Origin of the sequence: Vibrio qingdaonensis, from assembly GCF_026191675.1 — a bacterium.
Lineage (GTDB): Bacteria > Pseudomonadota > Gammaproteobacteria > Enterobacterales > Vibrionaceae > Vibrio > Vibrio qingdaonensis.
This window is the reverse complement of sequence record NZ_JAKRRY010000003.1, coordinates 167,921-188,494: the sequence shown is the minus strand read 5'-3', so window position 1 is coordinate 188,494 and position 20,574 is coordinate 167,921. Positions and strand designations below refer to the sequence as shown.

Annotated in this window: 17 protein-coding genes and 2 tRNA genes; 2 read left to right on the top strand and 17 right to left on the bottom strand. The window is 44.8% G+C overall.

Features of this window, described 5'->3' with window-relative positions:
* Positions 1 to 32: 32 nt before the first annotated feature.
* The 15 genes from nlpI to rlmE all read right to left on the bottom strand — a co-directional run bounded on the left by nlpI (position 33) and on the right by rlmE (position 16,382).
* Positions 33 to 971 carry a lipoprotein NlpI gene (gene nlpI / locus MD535_RS04425; RefSeq protein ID WP_265673719.1) on the bottom strand — a complete coding sequence of 313 codons (939 nt, stop codon included), beginning with the start codon at positions 969 to 971 and terminating at the stop codon, positions 33 to 35.
* A gap of 154 nt (positions 972 to 1,125) precedes the next feature.
* Positions 1,126 to 3,258 (bottom strand): polyribonucleotide nucleotidyltransferase, encoded by a 2,133-nt coding sequence (gene pnp, locus MD535_RS04420; RefSeq protein WP_265673718.1) that lies wholly within the window; start codon positions 3,256 to 3,258, stop codon positions 1,126 to 1,128.
* 328 nt (positions 3,259 to 3,586) lie between these two features.
* Complete coding sequence (gene rpsO, locus MD535_RS04415; RefSeq protein WP_005598021.1) at positions 3,587 to 3,856, bottom strand: 30S ribosomal protein S15; 270 nt, start codon at positions 3,854 to 3,856, stop codon at positions 3,587 to 3,589.
* Positions 3,857 to 4,127: 271 nt separating this feature from the next.
* Entirely contained in the window at positions 4,128 to 5,075 is a 948-nt protein-coding gene (truB, locus tag MD535_RS04410) for a tRNA pseudouridine(55) synthase TruB (protein ID WP_265673717.1), read from the bottom strand.
* Positions 5,075 to 5,470, bottom strand: a complete 396-nt coding sequence (rbfA, locus tag MD535_RS04405; protein WP_265673716.1) for a 30S ribosome-binding factor RbfA — start codon at positions 5,468 to 5,470, stop codon at positions 5,075 to 5,077. Before rbfA ends, truB begins: the two co-directional genes overlap by 1 nt.
* A 99-nt stretch (positions 5,471 to 5,569) precedes the next feature.
* Positions 5,570 to 8,287, bottom strand: a complete 2,718-nt coding sequence (gene infB / locus MD535_RS04400; protein WP_265673715.1) for a translation initiation factor IF-2 — start codon at positions 8,285 to 8,287, stop codon at positions 5,570 to 5,572.
* 22 nt (positions 8,288 to 8,309) lie between these two features.
* The gene (gene nusA / locus MD535_RS04395; protein ID WP_265673714.1) at positions 8,310 to 9,797 is read right to left on the bottom strand and encodes a transcription termination factor NusA; all 1,488 of its coding nucleotides are present in this window, start codon (positions 9,795 to 9,797) and stop codon (positions 8,310 to 8,312) included.
* Between the two features lie 33 nt (positions 9,798 to 9,830).
* Positions 9,831 to 10,286: a ribosome maturation factor RimP gene (gene rimP, locus MD535_RS04390; RefSeq protein WP_250615706.1), complete on the bottom strand. Its 456-nt coding sequence runs from the start codon at positions 10,284 to 10,286 to the stop codon at positions 9,831 to 9,833.
* Between the two features lie 245 nt (positions 10,287 to 10,531).
* A tRNA-Met gene (locus MD535_RS04385) sits at positions 10,532 to 10,608 on the bottom strand.
* A gap of 55 nt (positions 10,609 to 10,663) precedes the next feature.
* Positions 10,664 to 10,748, bottom strand: a tRNA-Leu gene (locus MD535_RS04380).
* Positions 10,749 to 10,761: 13 nt separating this feature from the next.
* Entirely contained in the window at positions 10,762 to 11,100 is a 339-nt protein-coding gene (gene secG, locus MD535_RS04375; protein ID WP_250615707.1) for a preprotein translocase subunit SecG, read from the bottom strand.
* A 290-nt stretch (positions 11,101 to 11,390) separates the two neighbouring features.
* Entirely contained in the window at positions 11,391 to 12,728 is a 1,338-nt protein-coding gene (gene glmM / locus MD535_RS04370; RefSeq protein WP_265673713.1) for a phosphoglucosamine mutase, read from the bottom strand.
* Between the two features lie 20 nt (positions 12,729 to 12,748).
* Positions 12,749 to 13,579, bottom strand: a complete 831-nt coding sequence (folP, locus tag MD535_RS04365; protein WP_265673712.1) for a dihydropteroate synthase — start codon at positions 13,577 to 13,579, stop codon at positions 12,749 to 12,751.
* Between the two features lie 67 nt (positions 13,580 to 13,646).
* On the bottom strand, positions 13,647 to 15,647 hold the full coding sequence (ftsH, locus tag MD535_RS04360; protein ID WP_265673711.1) for an ATP-dependent zinc metalloprotease FtsH: 2,001 nt from the start codon (positions 15,645 to 15,647) through the stop codon (positions 13,647 to 13,649).
* A gap of 105 nt (positions 15,648 to 15,752) precedes the next feature.
* Complete coding sequence (gene rlmE / locus MD535_RS04355; protein ID WP_265673710.1) at positions 15,753 to 16,382, bottom strand: 23S rRNA (uridine(2552)-2'-O)-methyltransferase RlmE; 630 nt, start codon at positions 16,380 to 16,382, stop codon at positions 15,753 to 15,755.
* 112 nt (positions 16,383 to 16,494) lie between these two features.
* Here rlmE and yhbY point away from each other — a divergent pair, with 112 nt between their 5' ends.
* Positions 16,495 to 16,791 (top strand): ribosome assembly RNA-binding protein YhbY, encoded by a 297-nt coding sequence (gene yhbY, locus MD535_RS04350; protein ID WP_250615712.1) that lies wholly within the window; start codon positions 16,495 to 16,497, stop codon positions 16,789 to 16,791.
* A 183-nt stretch (positions 16,792 to 16,974) separates the two neighbouring features.
* On the opposite strand, the gene greA is transcribed toward yhbY, so the two are convergent.
* Positions 16,975 to 17,448: a transcription elongation factor GreA gene (greA, locus tag MD535_RS04345; RefSeq protein ID WP_265673709.1), complete on the bottom strand. Its 474-nt coding sequence runs from the start codon at positions 17,446 to 17,448 to the stop codon at positions 16,975 to 16,977.
* A gap of 427 nt (positions 17,449 to 17,875) precedes the next feature.
* On the opposite strand from greA, the gene dacB reads away from it, so the two are divergent.
* Positions 17,876 to 19,315 (top strand): serine-type D-Ala-D-Ala carboxypeptidase, encoded by a 1,440-nt coding sequence (gene dacB / locus MD535_RS04340; RefSeq protein WP_265673708.1) that lies wholly within the window; start codon positions 17,876 to 17,878, stop codon positions 19,313 to 19,315.
* 71 nt (positions 19,316 to 19,386) lie between these two features.
* Here dacB and MD535_RS04335 read toward each other — a convergent pair whose 3' ends face one another.
* Positions 19,387 to 20,232 carry a magnesium transporter gene (locus tag MD535_RS04335; protein WP_265673707.1) on the bottom strand — a complete coding sequence of 282 codons (846 nt, stop codon included), beginning with the start codon at positions 20,230 to 20,232 and terminating at the stop codon, positions 19,387 to 19,389.
* Positions 20,233 to 20,574: the final 342 nt, after the last annotated feature.

The following is a 20,574-nucleotide window of genomic DNA, read 5'->3' as shown; positions in this document are numbered from 1 at the left end:
CATATAGGCTGGTTTTTAGTATAGAAAGAAAACTACTCGGCGCTGTCAGACTGAAGCTTTGCCTCTTCAGCTAACTTTTGTTTTTCTTTTTCAACCTGTTGCGCTCTCGCAATCTCAAATATTTTCGTTAACTCCAAAAACGCATATTTGTGCTCGGCGTAATCGTAAACATTTTGAGCAATCGCCAATTTATACAAGGATACCGCCGCAGGGTAATCTCCATCGATTTGATGACGCTTCGCCAAATAGAAATACACTTCCGTTAACCGCTCCGCGAGCACATTGTTATCTCTGCTGCTTGCTAACACGGCTTTAAAGGCTTGCTCTTCCGTCACTTTATCTAACATCAATGCGACAAGGATCCAGCCCCACTCGTTATTGGCACTCTGATAACGCTTTTCTAAGGCAATGCCCGCATCCATCGGTCCCACTTCACGGGAAATGATATACAGCCAAAGCGCACGATAAGGATCAGATGGCGCTTCATTATAATAGGACGTCATTCCTTCAATCGCCAAAGGAAAACGGTCGCCATAATACAGTGCGATAGAACGGTTACGTAATGCGTAAGAGTTTGCTGCATCTAACTCTAAGCTTGAATCAAATGCTTCATAGGCGGAGTCGAAATCACCAATTTGAGTAAAGTACTGACCGACTTGGTTAAACACCACTGACTGTGCTGGGTTTAACTGCAGGGATTGATTAAAATCGAGCTGAGCGAGATCGCGTAAACCCAAGCTATTGTAGTATGAGCCTCGCTCAAAGTGCATTTTTGCACGTACATCATTCTCGAGATCACTGCGTTGTAGGAGCTGAGTTAATCGGGCCACTTGCACTTCATACTGAACATTGGCTTGTAAAGGAACGGCCATTGGCGGGTTTAACCACTGTAAGTCATCTTTCGATGAATTAGAGGCACAGCCCGTCACGGCAACAACTAAACCTAATCCTAAAATTCGAAACCACTTCACTATAAATATCTCCTTGAACCTGATGCAGTAAGACGACCAATTTAAATTATTGATCATTAAGTCTTAGCAGGTATTTTCCTTCACGCATAAAAAAGAGGGGTCACTGACCCCTCTTTATAACACGCTTTCTCACATAATGTGCGAATTACGCAAATTATTCTGCGCTTGGCGCCGCATTGCCAGCTTCAGGAGCTGCTGGTGTTTCTAGCGCTTCTTTCATGCTTAGACGTACACGGCCTTGGCGGTCAATTTCAAGTACTTTAACTTGAACTTCTTGACCTTCTTTTAGGTAGTCAGTCACTTTCTCTACACGCTCGTTAGCGATTTGAGAGATGTGTACTAGACCATCTTTACCAGGAAGGATTGTCACGAATGCACCGAAATCAGCAAGACGTGCAACTTTACCAGCGTAGATACGACCTACTTCTACTTCAGCAGTAATTTCTTCGATACGACGAATCGCTTCTTTCGCTGCCGCACCTTCAGTTGCAGCAATCTTGATAGTACCGTCGTCTTCGATTTCGATTGTAGTGCCAGTTTCTTCCGTAAGAGCACGGATAACAGCGCCACCTTTACCGATAACGTCTTTGATCTTCTCAGAGCTGATTTTCATCGTGTGAATACGAGGAGCAAACTCAGAGATATCTTCACGAGCACCAGAAATCGCTTCATCCATAACGGTTAGGATGTGCTTACGTGCACCTTGCGCTTGGTTAAGTGCAATTTGCATGATTTCTTGAGTGATACCTTCGATCTTGATGTCCATTTGAAGTGCAGTGATACCGTCGTTAGTACCTGCTACTTTAAAGTCCATGTCGCCTAGGTGATCTTCGTCGCCAAGAATGTCAGAAAGAACAACAAAGTCGTCGCCTTCTTTCACTAGACCCATTGCGATACCCGCAACAGACGCTTTAATTGGTACACCAGCGTCCATAAGCGCTAGAGAAGTACCACATACAGAAGCCATTGAAGAAGAACCGTTAGATTCTGTGATTTCCGATACAACACGTACTGTGTATGGGAATTCTTCTACTGAAGGCATGACTGCAGCAATACCGCGCTTCGCCAATTTACCGTGACCAATTTCACGACGCTTAGGAGAGCCAACAAAGCCAGTCTCACCTACACAGTATGGAGGGAAGTTGTAGTGTAGAAGGAAGTTGTCTTTCTTCTCACCCATTAGGCTATCAATGATTTGTGCATCACGTTGTGTACCAAGCGTTGCCGTAACAAGTGCTTGAGTCTCACCACGAGTGAATAGAGAAGAACCGTGAGTACGTGGAAGTACACCAGTACGTACATCAAGTGCACGAACCATGTCTTTTTCACGACCATCAATACGTGGGTTACCTGCAATGATGCGGCTACGTACAACGTTTTTCTCTAGAGAACCTAGCATGCCGCGAATTTCGCGCTCATCAAGTTCTTCGTTTTCAGCAAGAAGCGCTGCAACAACGTCATTCTTAATCGCGCCTACTTGCTCGTAACGCGCCATTTTTTCTGTGATTTGGTAAGCATCTGAAAGACGAGTTTCAGCAAGCTCTGCCACTTTCGCTTTTAGCTCAGTGTTAACTTCTGGTGCAGTCCAGTCCCAAGAAGGCGTCGCAACTTCAGCAGCAAATTCGTTGATCGCTTTGATAACAACTTGTTGTTGATCGTGACCGTAAACTACAGCAGAAAGCATTTCTTCTTCAGATAGGTTATCTGCTTCAGATTCAACCATTAATACTGCGCCTTCTGTACCAGACACAACGAGGTCCAGTTTAGAGTTTTCAAGCTCAGCATTTGAAGGGTTAAGTACCAGTTCACCATCAATGTGGCCAACACGTGCCGCACCGATAGGACCATTGAAAGGAACGCCAGCAATAGCAAGTGCTGCTGAAGTACCAATCATAGTGATCATGTCTGGGTTTACGTCTGGGTTGATAGAAACAACCGTTGCGATAACCTGGACTTCGTTTTTAAACGCACTTGGGAATAGTGGACGGATTGGACGGTCGATAAGACGAGCCGTTAGCGTTTCCGCTTCAGAAGGACGACCTTCACGCTTAAAGAAACCACCTGGGATTTTACCTGCAGCGTACGTACGCTCTTGGTAGTTAACTGTCAGTGGGAAGAAGTCTTGACCCGCTACCGCTTCTTTTTTAGCGACAACTGATACGAATACTGATGTGTCATCCATTGTTGCCATTACAGCAGCAGTTGCTTGACGAGCGATAACGCCTGTTTCTAGCGTTACAGTGTGGTTGCCGTATTGAAACGACTTAACAACTGGTTTTTCGAACATTGTATTTCCTTTTATCTAGAACCAACTAGATTGAGTGTTTATTGGCTCAAGGCATCACATATCGCGACTAGTACAAATCGCCTAAGATTAACCATATCTAGCATTTTTCATCTAGCGGTAGCACTTAAGCTAACTTGGAATAGTCGCGACCTAATGGTCGACTAATTGGACTGCAATGCAATGAGTGGAGCATTAGAACCTGTCAGTCGGCTCTAACGGGACGTAGTATAAACTACTTAATACGGATTGTGCTAATAACAGCGAAATTTAGGCATCAAAAAAGGGGCATATAGCCCCTTTTATACAAACTGTTCTATGCAGACGCTTATTAGCGACGTAGACCTAGACGTTTGATTAGATCTTGGTAGCGAGCTAGATTTTTACCTTTAAGGTAGTCTAGAAGCTTACGACGGCTAGAAACCATACGTAGTAGACCACGACGGCTATGGTGATCGCCTTTGTGAGCTTTAAAGTGACCTTGAAGGTGGTTGATAGAAGCAGTAAGTAGTGCTACTTGTACTTCTGGTGAACCAGTGTCGCCTTCAGATTGTGCGTATTCTGCAACGATTGCTGCTTTAGTTTCTGCATTCAGAGACATAATGCTCTCCTAATAAGAGTAGGTTTATAGTTGTAGCAGCCAATCTCTGATTCAGCCGCTACGCGAAGCGCGAATTATAGGGAAGTTTATCGAAGGGTGCAATAGCTAACGTCAGTTAAAATACTCTCGCTAACGTAGATTAAAATAATAAAGGCGAGTAGGTTCAATCCCACTCGCCCTTTAATTTTACGTCTGCATAATCTAGCCAAACCTTACTTAACGTTTACAGTAAGTTAGATCAAATAGACTATCTAGCGCTTATAGTAAGCCGTTATTCTGTTTCTTCAGAAAATACGACCAAACGCTTTGGTGCAACTTTGCCATTACTGTCAATGGTTGCGACACCAATGAACAACTTCTCGTCACCACTCGTCATACGCACTGTGCCTTCAGATGGTGCTCCAGAGACTTGCACTGGCATACCGTGCTGAACAAGATCGGTCAGTTCCGCATTCATGTTCACTTCCGGTAAGTCTTCAACCGCCGTATCCATTGGCATAAGCAGTGGATCAAGAAGTTCTCTAGGAGCAATCTCTTCGCGCTCAGCTTGTACTAATAGCTCATTGAGCTGCTCCAGCGTCACCATCTTCTCGTATGGGTACTTTGCAACCCCTGTGCGACGCAAGTAAGTCACGTGCGCACCACAACCTAGCATTTCGCCAAGATCATCGGTAATGGTTCGAATGTAAGTCCCTTTTGAACAATGGACTTCCATTTCAATCTCATCGCCTTCAAAACGCAATAGTTCGATGGAATACACCGTGATTTTGCGAGACTCACGCGGAACCTCAACACCTTCACGGGCATACTCATAGAGCGGGCGACCTTGATACTTCAATGCTGAGAACATAGAAGGAACCTGATCGGTTTCGCCTTTAAAGCTAGCGACACATCGTTCAAGCTGCTCTTGCGTTACGTTCACTTCACGAGTTTCAACGACTTCACCGTCAGAATCAGACGTATTAGTACGCTCACCCAGCTTGGCTTTCACAACATAACGTTTGTCTGAATCCAATAAGAACTGAGAAAACTTCGTGGCTTCACCTAAGCAAATTGGCAGCATACCTGTCGCTAAAGGATCAAGCGCACCAGTATGACCAGCTTTTTGAGCAAAGTAGAGTCGCTTAACTTTTTGCAACGCATCGTTTGACGAAATCCCGGTTGGCTTATCTAGCAAGATAACCCCATGAACAGGACGACCTTTACGACGACGAGCCATTACTCTTCGTCCTCGCGACCTGCTTCTTTTTGTTTACGCTTGTCATCACTCAACACTTCGCTCACGAGGTTAGACATACGCATACCCTCAACCAATGTGTTGTCGTATGTAAAGCGAACTTCAGGCGTTAGACGGTGACGAATACGCTTACCAAGCGCCATACGAACTGGCACTTCATGCTCTTTAAGAGCCGCCAAGCATGATTCTGGTGTTTGCTCACCGACACAAAGGAAAGTGACAAATACTTTGGCATAAGCAAGGTCACGTGACACTTCTACATCAGAAATTGTCACCATGCCAATGCGAGAGTCACGAACTTCACGCTGTAAGATCAGCGCCAATTCTTTTTGCAATTGCTGCGACACGCGTTGCGTGCGGCTAAATTCTTTTGACATTTCTTTTCTCACTATAGGAAAAATGGGGGGCTTGCGCCCCCCATGGTGTATTTAACAACCATTACTACTAATTTAAAAAGTCAGCAGCGATTTTGTCAATTAATCTAGAGTACGTTTAATCTCAACGATTTCGAATACTTCGATTTGGTCGCCGACGCGAACATCGTTGTAGTTCTTAACGCCGATACCACACTCGTAGCCGTTCTTAACTTCTTGAACGTCGTCTTTGAAGCGGCGTAGAGATTCTAGCTCACCTTCGTAGATTACAACGTTATCGCGAAGAACGCGGATTGGGTTGTTACGCTTAATCGTACCTTCCGTCACCATACAACCAGCAATCGCGCCAAGTTTAGGAGACTTAAATACGTCACGTACTTCTGCAAGACCAATGATTTCTTGCTTGAATTCAGGAGCAAGCATACCGCCCATTGCCTGTTTCACTTCGTCAATCAATTGGTAAATGATTGAGTAGTAGCGAAGATCTAGGTTTTCATTCTCAATCGCACGGCGAGCAGAAGCATCAGCACGTACGTTAAAGCCTAGGATAATCGCGTTTGAAGCAGCAGCAAGTGATGCGTCAGTTTCCGTGATACCACCAACACCAGAACCTACGATGTTCACTTTTACTTCTTCAGTAGAAAGCTTCAATAGTGAGTCTGCGATAGCTTCAACAGAACCTTGAACGTCTGCTTTAAGTACTACGTTTAGCTCAGCAACGTCACCAGCAGTCATGTTAGAGAACATGTTTTCTAGTTTCGCTTTCTGTTGACGAGCAAGTTTCACGTCACGGAATTTACCTTGACGATAGTTCGCTACTTCACGAGCTTTACGCTCATCACGAACAACCGTTGCTTCATCACCAGATGACGGCACGCCAGAAAGACCTAAGATCTCAACTGGGATAGACGGACCCGCTTCAAAGACTTCTTTACCAATCTCATCACGCATCGCACGTACACGGCCGTATTCTTGACCACAAAGAACGATATCGCCTTTGCGAAGTGTACCTGACTGAACTAGTACCGTTGCAACTGGACCACGACCTTTATCAAGGAAGGATTCAACAACAACACCAGAAGCCATGCCATCAGCAACCGCTGTTAGCTCTAGAACTTCAGATTGAAGTAGAATGGCTTCTAGAAGACCGTCGATGTTTGTACCCTGTTTTGCAGAGATGTGAACGAAGATGTTCTCACCGCCCCACTCTTCAGGAATAACGTCGTATTGAGCAAGCTCATTCTTAACGTTATCTGGGTTTGCACCCTCTTTATCAATTTTGTTTACTGCGATAATCAAAGGTACGCCAGCCGCTTTCGCGTGTTGGATAGCTTCAACAGTCTGTGGCATTACGCCATCATCTGCAGCAACAACTAGAACAACGATATCTGTCGCTTGAGCACCACGAGCACGCATTGCAGTAAATGCTGCGTGTCCAGGAGTATCAAGGAAGGTAATCATACCGTTTTCAGTTTCTACGTGGTATGCACCGATGTGCTGAGTAATACCACCCGCTTCGCCTGACGCTACGTGCGTACGACGAATGTAGTCAAGTGTAGATGTCTTACCGTGGTCAACGTGACCCATGATAGTCACAACTGGAGCACGAGATACGGCTTCAGACGTTGCATCACGATCAGATAGTACCGCTTCTTCAAGTTCGTTTTCTTTACGAAGCACCACTTTGTGACCCATTTCTTCAGCAACAAGCGCTGCTGTTTCTTGGTCAATTACTTGGTTGATTGTCGCCATTGCACCCATTTTCATCATTACTTTGATGACTTCGGTGCCTTTTACTGACATCTTTTGTGCCAGTTCAGAAACAACAATCGTTTCGCCAATAACAACATCTTGCTTAGCAACGGTTGCAGACTTATCAAAGCCATGTTGCATTGAGCTAGGTTTCGCCAACTTGCCTTTACGACCACGTTGGTTACGACCACCACGGCCACCGCGAGAATCATCACGATCTTGCGTTGATTTCTTTTTACGACGACGAGGGGTTTTCTCTTCGCTACGATCTTGAGCATCTTCCGCTTCACGAGCGTAAGTTGAAGTCGTTACGTGATAGTCACCTTTCTCGCTTTCTTTCGACTTCTTCTCTTGCTCAGACCAGCGCTCAGCATTCTCTTCAGCTAGCTTCTTCGCTTCTTCCGCGAGACGAGCGGCTTCCGCTTCAGCCTTGCGTTGTGCCTCTTGTTCTTGACGGCGCTTCAACTCGTCAGCTTCTTTTTTCGCTTCAGCATTCTTTGCGTTCATTTGTTTCTTGGCCTTTTCCGCTTCGTCGCGCTTTTGATCTGTTGAATCTGCATTGCGTTTTTCATCAGCTTTACGGTTAGCAGTTTCCTCTGCTGCACGTTTTTCTTCAGCTTCTCGCTTTGCTTTCTCTTCAGCTTCGCGCTGTGCTTTCTCTGCAGCGTCACGTTTGGCTAGCTCTTCGGCTTCACGTTGTGCACGTTCTTCCGCCTCGCGTGTTGCTGCTTCCTCAGCTTCACGTTTCTCTTGCTCGTCAATAGCGCTGCGCTTTACATAAGTACGCTTTTTACGTACTTCGATTTGTACATCTTTGCTCTTACCACCACCTGACGCAACAGATAGCGTACTACGTGTTTTACGTTGTAGCGTTAGTCGCGTTGGTTCTGATTCGCCAGATGTATCACCATGTTCTTTTTTCAGGTGTGTAAGAAGCGTTTGCTTCTCATCATCATTGACCTGATCACTTTCTGATTTTTTAAGACCAGCATCAGCAAGTTGTTCAATTAGGCGTTCAACTGGCGTACCAATTTCTTCGCTAAGTGCTTTAACCGTAAGTTTTGTCATGCAACTACCTCCTTGCTGATTATTATTCTTCGTCGCCGAACCAACAAATGTTACGTGCAGCCATGATAAGTTCACCGGCACGCTCTTCCGTTAATCCTTCGATACCCTCAAGCTCGTCGACACCTTGGTCAGCAAGATCTTCAAGAGTGGCTACACCTTTAGCAGCCAGTTTAAATGCCATTTCACGCTCAAGACCTTCCAATGCAAGTAAGTCTTCAGCTGGCTCAACGCCTTCAAATGATTCTTCTTGTGCAAGAGCCATTGTTGTTAGTGCGTCTTTAGCACGGCCACGAAGTTCTTCAATGATTTCTTCGTTCAGGCCATCGATGTCTAGAAGCTCGTTCACTGGCACGTACGCCACTTCTTCTAGAGTCGAGAAGCCTTCTTCTACTAGCATCTGTGCGAAATCTTCTTCAATATCAAGATATTTCATGAAGTTTTCAATTGAAGCAGACGCTTCTTCTTGGTGTTTCTTCTGTAGATCAGCAACTGTCATTACATTCAGTTCCCAACCAGTCAGTTGAGAAGCAAGGCGAACGTTTTGACCGTTACGACCAATCGCTTGTGCTAGGTTATCGGCTTCAACCGCGATATCCATTGCATGAGCGTCTTCATCAACAATGATTGAAGCAACATCTGCTGGTGCCATTGCATTGATAACGAATTGTGCTGGGTTATCATCCCAAAGCACGATATCAATACGTTCACCACCAAGCTCACCAGAAACGGCTTGTACACGTGCACCACGCATACCAACACACGCACCTACAGGGTCGATACGACGGTCGTTTGTTTTCACTGCGATCTTAGCACGAGAGCCTGGATCGCGAGCGGCTGCTTTCAGTTCGATTAGCTCTTCCGCGATTTCTGGCACTTCAACACGGAATAGTTCTGCTAGCATTTCAGGCTTAGAGCGAGTAATGAATAGTTGGAAACCACGCGCTTCAGGGCGAACAGCGTAAAGCAAACCACGAACTCGGTCACCTGGACGGAAGTTTTCACGTGGCAGTTGGTCATCACGCAGGATAACGGCTTCAGCGTTGTTACCTAGATCAAGAATGATCGTTTCACGAGTCACTTTCTTAACAACACCAGTAACTAAGTCACCTTCGTTATCAATGAATTGCTCAACAATTTGAGCGCGCTCAGCTTCACGAACTTTTTGTACGATAACTTGTTTCGCAGTTTGAGTCGTAATACGGTCAAACGTTACCGATTCAATTTCATCTTCAACGTAGTCGCCGATTTGAACAGATTCGTCTTCAAATTGTGCTGCTTCAATTGAGATTTCGGTGGTTGGCGTTTCTACTTCAGCAACGGCCATCCAACGACGGTAAGTCACAAACTCACCTGTTTTACGATCAATTTCAACGCGAACTTCAATTTCTAGTTCGTGCTTCTTCTTCGTTGAAGTTGCTAGCGCTGTTTCTAACGCTTCGAAAATACGCTCACGAGGTACCGCTTTCTCGTTAGAAACCGCCTCAACTACCGCTAAAATTTCTTTACTCATTTATCTAGCCTCTAAGCTTTCTTTTTTAGGGACCTAAAATTTAGGAATCAGGTTAGCTTTAGAAATGTTGCTAAGCACCATTTCTTCTTCGTTACCATCAGCAAGGATTGTGATGTTTTCGCCATCAACAGATTGGATAGTGCCTTTCCACTTACGACGGTTACCCACAGCCATTTTGAGAACGATGTTGACCTCGTGACCAATGAATTGTACGTAGTGTGCTGCTTTAAACAGTGGACGTTCAAGACCTGGTGAAGACACCTCTAGGTTGTAAGCCACCGTAATGGGATCTTCGACGTCCATCACTGCACTTGTTTGACGACTCACTTCTGCGCAATCATCAACGGTGATACCATTTTCATGGTCGATATACATACGAAGCGTTGAATGCTCACCAGCACGGATGAACTCTAAACCAACCAATTCGTAACCTAAAGCTTCAACCGGAGCTTCAAGTAATTCTGTAAGTTGTCTTTCTAAACCAGTCATTTAACCACTCCAGAAACAAAAAAAGGGCTTAAAGCCCAATTTAAATCCCAAGCACACATACCTGAACTTTAAAAAGCTCAGATAACAAAAAACCCCGAAAAAGTCGGGGTTTTTTGTTGCTGGACCCTGATGCATTAAGGATAAGCAATAAATGATAAACTTAAAAAATTATTCATTTATTTCCTTAATGTGCAGTGATTTTTTCACACTGCTAAACTTGCAATCCATCAACACTTAGAAAGTATTGGTTGCGGGGGCCGGATTTGAACCGACGACCTTCGGGTTATGAGCCCGACGAGCTACCAAACTGCTCCACCCCGCGTCCGACTTGCTGTGCATTATACGCTCAACAAACTGTATTACAAGTTTATAAATAATGGTGCCGAGAGAGGGACTCGAACCCTCACACCATAAGGCACTAGCACCTCATGCTAGCGTGTCTACCAATTTCACCATCTCGGCTTAAGCTGTTCGCTTATTGAGGAATTTCGTCGCTTGATTTAGCTGGAATTTCACTCACAGTATTATCAGCTTGCTGTTCAATAACTTGACCTTGTGAAGGGTCAACCCATTGAGACTCGCCTTTGTGGGTATACATGTTACCCAACACTAAGCTAATAACAAAGAATACAATTGCAAAAATTGCAGTCATTCGGGTTAGAAAATTTCCTGAGCCGCTAGCACCAAACACTGTGTTTGACGCGCCAGCACCGAATGAGGCTCCCATGTCTGCGCCTTTACCTTGTTGAATCAACACTAGGCCAATAACACCAAGCGCCGCCAACAGGTAAATCACAAGTAGAACTTGAATCATATGTCCACCTATGTTCCTAATTGTTGAGCCAGCGCTGCTTTCTTCATAATGGTAAAGTATTCACCATATTTAGAAAACCTGGCTATGACCTCCTAAGAGAAGGCGGTGGCAATACTAACGAATGCCGCACTGACTGACAAGATAAAAATAAGAAAAACCGTAGCTTTAGAGCCTAAATGCTCAAAAAAGGGGCAAATAGGCTCATTTCAATAAAAACTCACGATACCGATTGACTATAATAAACAGAAATCAATCCCATTATTCCTAGTGCTCGTACCCATCGGTTGTGATTAGCAACTCGCTTTAACAGCATCGGCAATATACTGCGCCGATTGATTCACTAAAGCATCGTCTTCGCCTTCCACCATGACACGAAGCAAAGGCTCCGTACCTGATTTACGTAAAAGCACTCGACCTTTATCACCTAATTCACTTTCTACTTTTAACACAGCTTGCTTAACGGCATTAGCTTCGAGTGGATTAGCATCACCACTAAATCTTACGTTGATAAGTACTTGAGGATAAAGTGTCATGCCACTTGCTAGTTCATTGAGTGTCATTTTCGAACCAACAACCGAGGCTAACACTTGTAAACCAGCAACAATCGCATCACCTGTGGTCACTTTATCAAGCAAAATGACATGACCTGAGTTTTCTGCACCAATTCTCCAGCCCTTTTCTAGCAATTGCTCCATAACATAGCGATCACCGACAGCTGCACGCACAAATGGGATACCTAGCTGCTTCAATCCGTTTTCCATACCAAGGTTAGTCATTAATGTTCCAACAACACCACCTTTAAGCTCGCCGCGACGTAATGCATCTCGAGCGATGATATACGCAATTTGGTCGCCATCGACTTTATTGCCTAAGTGATCAACCATGATAATACGGTCACCATCACCATCAAACGCAAGACCAAGTACCGCCTGCTCTTCTAATACACGAGCTTGCAATGCCGCGACATCGGTTGCACCAACTTTATCGTTAATGTTAGTACCATCCGGTTCAGCGCCCATCACAATCAAGTCTGCACCTAGTTCACTAAAGACCGCTGGCGCAATTTTGTATGTGGCACCGTGTGCACAGTCGATAACAATTTTAACGCCTGATAAATCTAAGTCGTGCGGAAAAGTACTTTTACAAAACTCAATATAACGCCCTGCCGCGTCATTCAAACGACTTGCTTTACCTAATTGCGCAGATTCGACACATTCAATGTCTTTGTCGAGTTCAGCTTCAATAGCAAGCTCAATCGCATCAGGAAGCTTTGTCCCTTCGGAAGAAAAGAATTTAATGCCATTATCATAGTACGGGTTGTGAGAGGCAGAGATAACAATCCCCGCCTCGGCACGGAACGTTTGCGTCAAATACGCCACGGCAGGAGTCGGCAATGGGCCAGTAAAAATTGCTTTTAGCCCCGCCGCCGATAAACCAGCCTCTAATGCTGATTCCAGCATATAACCAGAAATACGGGTGTCTTTGCCAATAATGACTTTTTTTGTGCCTTGCTTTGCAAGAACACGACCGGCAGCCCAGCCAAGCTTTAGTACAAAATCAGGGGTGATTGGATATTGTCCTACCTTACCGCGTACACCATCAGTACCAAAATAACGTCGTTGTGACATGTAATTTCCTTTTTCTATTTTTATATATTGTTCTGCATCATCTCAACAATAGCCATTGCTTCGATGGTTTCTTTTGTATCGTGCACCCGAATAATTTGCGCCCCTTTTTGTGCAGCAAGTATTGCGCAGGTGACACTTCCGACCATGCAATCAGCCGGTTTTTTATCGAGTAATTTAAATATCATCGATTTTCGCGACATCCCCGCCAGCACAGGTAAACCAAACTGATGGAATTTATCGAGATGGGCCAATAAGTGGTAATTGTGCTCAAGAGTTTTACCAAAACCGAACCCAGGGTCAAGAATCAGCTGTTCTCTTGAAATGCCGACACTTTCACAAGCTTTAATCCTTTCGTCCAAAAAGTCCTGTATATCCTTAAGCAGATCATGATACGTCGGTGCGTGTTGCATGGTTCTCGGTTGACCTTGCATATGCATAAGACAAATAGGCACATTAGCCGCTGCTGCTACCTCTAGTGCTCCGGGCTCTTGTAGTGCCCGCACGTCATTGATGATATCAGCACCAGCTTCAATAGCTTGCTTCATGACTTCAGCTTTACTGGTATCAATTGAAATCCAAACATCATGATGTTGACGAATAGCCTGGATAACCGGAATAACACGTGACAACTCTTCACTTAGCGTAACGTCAGGCGCGCCCGGCCGTGTGGATTCACCACCGACATCAATAATAGTCACACCAGCTTGGATCATTGCTGCTGCTTGCTCAAGCGCATTATCAATCGAGTTGAACTTACCGCCATCGGAGAAAGAGTCAGGCGTCACGTTGAGGATGCCCATAATTTGCGGACGATCTAAATGAAGGGTTTTATTATTAGCATTTAATAACATGGCAATAAATCGTGGCTGTATAAACGAAAAAAGCCCCGAGAAATCCTCGGGGCTTAATAATTAAAGACTACTCAGAATCTTTTTTTGAGGATGCTGTTGAACTGTTATCGTCAACCTCTTCAGCGTTAGTCTCTGCTGCGTTAGTCTCTGCTGCTTTAGTTTCGGCAGTTTCAGGCTCTGGTGTTGCCTCTGCTTTCGCAGGCTCACTCTTAGCTTCTGATTTTGAAGCGTCTTGAGTGTTGGCTTGGTCACCCCAACCAGCTGGTTCACGAATGGTCTCTTTGCGTTCCATCAAGTCATCAATTTGACCCGCATCGATGGTTTCATATTTCATGAGCGCATCTTTCATTGCATGCATCAAATCCATGTTGTCTTCAAGGATCTGCTTAGCTCGATCGTAGTTACGGTCAATTAATACGCGAATTTCTTCATCGATTAATCGAGTCGTTTCGTCAGAAACATGCTTCGCTTGACTCATGCCGCGACCTAGGAAAACTTCACCTTCTTCTTCAGCATAAAGAAGTGGACCAAGTTTTTCAGAGAAGCCCCACTGCGTCACCATCTTACGAGCGATATCTGTTGCTCGTTCGATATCGTTTGATGCACCAGTGGAAACATTGTCTTTACCGTAAATAAGCTCTTCTGCTAGTCGACCACCATACAAACTAGAAATCATAGACTCTAGATGCTGACGAGACATACTGACGCGATCTTGTTCTGGCAAGTACATAGTTACACCGAGCGCTCGACCCCGTGGAATGATTGACACTTTGTATACTGGATCATGCTCTGGTACTAAACGACCTACAATTGCGTGACCCGCTTCGTGATACGCAGTTGAAGCCTTCGTCTCTTCAGACATCACCATAGAGCGGCGCTCCGCACCCATCATGATCTTATCTTTAGCAAGTTCAAACTCCACCATAGATACATTGCGCTTGTTACCACGCGCAGCAAATAGTGCAGCTTCGTTAACCAAGTTAGCAAGGTCGGCACCAGAGAAACCTGGTGTACCACGTGCAATCAATGATGGCTCAACGTCTGATGCTAGAGGGACTTTACGCATGTGAACTTTCAAAATCTGTTCACGACCACGAACATCAGGTAGACCAACCACAACTTGACGGTCGAAACGACCAGGACGAAGTAGTGCAGGATCAAGTACGTCAGGACGGTTAGTTGCTGCGATAACGATAATACCTTCGTTACCTTCAAAGCCATCCATTTCAACTAGCATTTGGTTAAGGGTCTGCTCACGCTCATCGTGACCACCACCTACACCGGCGCCACGCTGACGGCCAACGGCATCGATTTCATCGATAAAGATGATACATGGTGCCGCTTTCTTCGCTTGTTCGAACATGTCACGCACACGAGATGCACCAACACCCACAAACATTTCTACAAAGTCAGAACCTGAAATTGTGAAAAACGGCACTTTCGCCTCACCCGCAATGGCTTTTGCAAGCAAGGTTTTACCCGTACCAGGAGGACCGACTAAAAGAATACCCGTTGGGATTTTACCACCGAGTTTTTGGAATCGGCTTGGGTCACGTAAGTAATCCACCAGCTCTTTCACGTCTTCTTTTGCTTCGTCACAGCCTGCAACGTCAGAAAACATCGTTTTGATTTGCTCTTCACTCATCATTCGAGCTTTGCTCTTACCAAACGACATGGCGCCTTTGCCACCGCCGCCTTGCATTTGACGCATGAAGAAAATCCAAACACCAATAAGAAGAATCATTGGGAACCACGAAATAAAGATAGTGCCTAATAGGCTCTGCTCTTCTGGCGGTGTACCTGAAACTTTTACGTTTTGGTTGATAAGGTCATCAAGAAGTTTTTGATCATAAACCGGCATGTAAGTCACAAAGCGACTACCGCCACGGCGAGTAAAGGTTATCTCGCTGTCTTTAAACTGCGCTTCTTGAATCTGGCCATTGCCAACTTCCTGTACGAACGTGGTGTAATCTACCGCTCGACCATTGCTCTCGCCAGGTCCAAAGCTTTGGAATACCGACATCAACACAACGGCGATGACTAACCACAAAATTAAATTCTTTGCCATGTCACTCAAGGTGTCAGTCCTCGATAACTAATTGTAATTAAAGGTAGGGTACTACAGTTTTTCAGCTGTAGCTACAATGTTAATTTTCTCTTTGTAAACTAATGTTCAGCCTTTGTATCCATTAGCTACAATAAATACCTCACGAGAGCGAGCTCTAGATGAGTCCGGTTTGCGAATCTTCACAACTTTGAACATTTCGCGCACTTCTTTTACGTACTGATCAAACCCTTCGCCCTGAAACACTTTGACGACAAAACTGCCTCCAGGAGCCAAGGCTTGTCTACACATATCTAATGCTAGTTCAACAAGATACATTGCTCTAGGTTGATCAACAGATAAATTTCCAGCCATGTTTGGTGCCATATCTGACATCACAACATCGACCATATCTGGTTGTATTTTTTCCAACAGTGCATCCAGTACCGCTTCATCTCTAAAGTCACCCTGTAAAAAACTGACTCCAGCAATCGAATCCATCGGCAATAAGTCACAAGCAATGACCTGTCCTTCGTCACCGACAACTTTAGCGGCATACTGTGACCAACCTCCAGGTGCTGCACCCAAATCGACCACAGTCATTCCAGGTTTCAGTAACTTATCTTTGTTTTGAATCTCTTCAATTTTAAAGATAGCACGAGATCGATACCCTTTTCTTCTGGCTTCATTCGCATATTTATCATCAAAATGCTCCTTCAACCAACGGCCTGAACTGGCCGAGTGTTTTTGCTTACTCATTCAAAATCCAACGTAACAAGGGCAAACCCTTAGAATAAAGTATAGTCTTCGTCATTAGATGGCGTTAAAATACGACTTTTCAACCCTAACACTAAATAAATTTGGCCGCGTTATGAACTTAAGCACGAAACAAAAACAGCACCTAAAAGGCCTAGCACACGCACTGAAACCCGTTGTGCTTCTAGGCGCAAATGGACTAACAGAGGCTGTTCTAGCGGAAATCGAAATCGCTCTTGACCACCACGAACTAATTAAAGTTAAAGTGGCTTCGGAAGACCGTGAAACTAAGCTATTGATTGTTGATGCGATTATCCGTGAGACAAAAGCAGAAAAAGTACAAGTTATCGGTAAGACACTTGTTCTTTATCGCCAATCAGAGCAAAAGAAAATCGAATTACCTCGTAAGTAACGAGTACTCTATTCGTCACATTGTTGAAACATTTCGTTTCAACTTAAAAAGGTCGTGTAATGCGGCCTTTTTTGACCGTGGCGAAAACATCTTACTCACTAATGGTATGCACGAACCGTACACACCAACGATACAACGTATAAAAAAAGCCGCGCAACGCGACTTTTTATCATAAGTGAAGATTTAGATGTATGCGACTTTGTCGATATCAAAATCTTTTTGACCACCTGGCGTTGTGATCGTCACTTCATCACCTTCCATTTTGCCAATCAAACCACGTGCAATTGGAGAACTGACCGAAATACGACCCGCTTTAATATCCGCCTCATCATCACCAACGATCTGATACGTCTTTTCTTCGTCAGTATCAACATCAATCAAGGTAACGGTAGTACCGAAGATGATTTTTCCATTGTTATCCATTTTTGTCACATCAATCACTTGTGCGACAGAAAGCTTGTATTCGATGTCACGAATCTGAGCTTCGCAAATACCTTGCTCTTCACGCGCGGCATGGTATTCAGCATTTTCTTTTAAATCACCAAGCTCACGCGCTTCCGCTATTGCTTGAGAAATAAGAGGACGAAGTTTAAGTAGTCGCTCTAGTTCTTCACGTAATTTAAGCTCACCGCGAGCGGTCATTGGAACCTTTTCCATTTTAACAACCTCTTTTCCAAATTTTACTTTGGACAAAAAAACCCTACTCAAACAAAGCTTGAGTACAATTTAAAAATAACTGGATTAAGCCTAGTGTAATCAATCTATGGATACAAATCATCGAAATTCATAACTTGATGCGATGTTGTATCTATATTGAACTTTAACCTACTGACTTTATAACAATGAGATCACGTCAACATGCCTGATTAGGCACCTAACAGCCAATCAATATAACGCAGAAATCTCTGTTGCTGCAAGTTCAACAGAAACAGAAACGTTCGGGATCGTGCACAGTTTTTTTGTTCAACATATGGCGACTCAGCTATCTAAGTAAATTTAACCCAAAGTTTCTTAATTAGCGCTTTATCTCAGGAATATTGGTTGCTAGCCTACAGCAACACCCCTTAAGACTGACTCAACGGTTATGACCATCAAGCACACGCTAGTCGCACTTACTTTGTCTATTGTTTCACCACTCATCTATGCCGCTGATGTCAGTACATTACTCCCTGCGGGGAGCCGCGCGAGTGTTTACCTAGACTCTATCGAACAAACGTCTTCACCTTTGATCAACCAACACACTCAAGATTACTTTCCACCAGCTAGCACACTGAAGGTCGTCACCGCCCTAGCAGCAAAGCTCTCCCTTGGCGATGAGTTTCGTTTCAAAACAACGCTCTCTACAGCAGGAAATGACGTCATCATTCGCTACTCTGGAGACCCATCATTTTCAAGGAAAGATCTCCGTGCCATGCTACGCAAAGTAAAAGCATCCACGGGAAGTAAGATCCATTCTGTCTGGCTCGATAACCGCGCCTTTTCTGGCTACAACCGCGCGGTGGGGTGGCCTTGGGACATATTAGGTGTGTGCTACAGTGCTCCCGCATCGGCAATCACACTAGACGGAAATTGCGTCCAAGGCGCGCTGTATACCAATAACGATGGAACGACACGCATCCATATCCCTGCGCATCAACCCATAGTAGCAATGTCAACCGCCCGCAGCGTGACCAAGCAACAACAACAAGACCAGCATTGCGATCTTGAGCTGAGAACCACACCTGAGAATCGTTATTCCCTTGATGGCTGTGTGGTACAACGTCAGTCTCCTCTGCCACTAAATTTTTCGGTCTCCTCTCCGGCTACATTTACTCAAGCCGTCATTCGAGATGAAATGGATAAACTTGGCGTGACGATCACGGGTAGTATCAGCATTGGCGCACCCGAAAATACCGAATTCATTGAACGAGTGAGCCACCAATCCGCGCCTTTACCTGAACTACTCGCCACGATGCTGCGTGATTCCAATAACCTTTACGCTGACAACATCCTTAAAACGATTGGGGCAACACACTTCAAACAACCGGGATCTTTTAATAACGGGACCGCTGCTGTAAAAGCGATTTTAAAGCAACAAGCCAATATTGATATCGACAGTGCGGTATTAGAAGATGGCTCAGGACTTTCACGTAACAATCGCGTTACGGCTACGCAAATGGCCGATGTGCTCCATTATGTCTATCGCCACGACGCCACTCTCGATCTGATTACTTTGTTACCGATATCCGGCAATAATGGCACCTTGAAGTACCGTCAAAGTATGAGAAAGCCGCCAATTAAAGGCGCGCTATCCGCGAAAAGCGGGTCTTTATTCGGAACCTACAACATGATGGGCTACGGGCTTAACTCCCAAGGCAAGGTAGAAACTATTTTCGTGCAACTGGTAACCGATTACCATTTGGACAAATCACAGACAGCGAAACCCGTGATATCACCATTGACCAATTTTGAGCAAACCTTGTATCAGCAGATCATCGATTATAGTAACGCTCTAGAGCGCTCAAACGACAAAGCACAGCCGTAGCTGTGCTTTGTCGTTCACTGGATTATTGGTTCACTGGATTATGATTTACTGATTGCTCATTGTACGACGCGTTACGCTAACCCTAGGAAGTAGTTCACAACCGTAAAATAAATCCACATACCAGATATATCCACAATGGAAGCCAATACTGGACTCACTAGCACCGCTGGGTCTAAGCGGAATACTCGCGCAATAATCGGCAGCACGCCACCAAGCGTGGTAGAAATCGTCACCTGAATAAATAATGCCACCGCAATCGACAATGCAATGGTATTTAAATCAAAGCCATTTCCGGCATCGGGGTGGCTAAACAATAAAATTCTGGCCACCATGACTAAAGCCACTGCAGACGCAAGGCAAATAGCGACTCGGCTCTCTTTCCAAAGCACATCTAACCACTGCCGCTTTCTCAACTCACCGGTTGCCAAAGCACGTATCACCAACGTTGCTGCCTGTGTTCCGGTATTTCCACCCGCAGCAGCGATAACAGGCATGTACACCGCCAGTAATACTAGCTGGCTGAGTATATCTTCATACTGGGCAATAATAAGCCCGGAGACAATCCCCATTAAAGCAAGAGTTATAATCCAGCCAATACGCTGTTTAACGTGCTCTAGCACTCCCGTCGTTAAATACCCTTGTGTGGTTTCTGCTTCTGAGTGAATAAAACCAAGTTGGTGGGCGAAATGTCGTGCCCGTTTATCATGCCCCTGTAAATCTAGCTGTTGAATCAGGTGTTGGACTTGTCCAAACGCACAGTGTTGCAACACGCCTACCGCCTCATCAATTGGCATTACTGTCAATAAATTGAGTTGCTGATCGTCGTCGTACTGCAAGAAAGCTTTGGTTGCCGCACTGATCTCTTCTTCTGAGAAACGAGGCGTGTTTTCAATATAAGTGTTGCTCATTACCGTCATGGCGAATCTCCCGATTAGCGTTGGTAACGACCATCAATTGTCACAAATATCCGCCTACCAAACTCGGTTGGCATTCATTTGCACAATAGTAGAAAAGGAGAAAAATAAGAAAGGAATATAGATAAATAGCCTCCCACCTTGACGGCAGGAACGAAGATCGCAAAATACCGAAAAAGTGTTACTTTTCTCCTTTGATACTAGGAGGATGGTCGGTATTGTTCATAGGTATCTCCGAAAAAGCTATCGACTCGATAGCGGCGCTAGAATACCAAAAACACTCACTGAGTAAAGCCCCTTTTCTCTGTTGAAACTAATTTTTACCTTTCTTAACTATTTAGCGAT